Here is a 253-nt window from a genome sequence, read left to right as displayed (position 1 = left end):
GGTGGTGTTCCACTGTCCCTTGCAACAGGCATCGCTGCTGCTTCGCCGGTGAGAGCTAAGCTGGCTGACCGTATCGAAGCTGGCGCCGCAGGGGCAGGTGGTGTTCTTCTTTCCCTTGCACTGGGCATCGCGGCTGTTCCGGCGGTGAGAATTAAGCAAACTGACCGTATCGAAGGTGGTGCCGCAGGAGCAGGTAGTGTTCTGCTTCCCTTTGCACTGAACATTTTTGCTGCCCTGGCGGTGAGAGCTAAGC

1 protein-coding gene is annotated in these 253 nt (G+C 58.5%); it reads left to right on the top strand.

Translation table 11 applies throughout. From position 1 onward, the window contains the following. Window positions 1-253, top strand: a 253-nt coding sequence (locus tag E1189_RS00710) for a hypothetical protein (RefSeq protein ID WP_196220872.1), incomplete at both ends; no start/stop codon positions are given.

Source organism: Parendozoicomonas verongulae (genome assembly GCF_009711465.1).
In the GTDB taxonomy this organism is placed as follows: Bacteria; Pseudomonadota; Gammaproteobacteria; order Pseudomonadales; family Endozoicomonadaceae; genus Sansalvadorimonas; species Sansalvadorimonas verongulae.
This window is presented reverse-complemented; position numbering and strand designations above follow the sequence as displayed.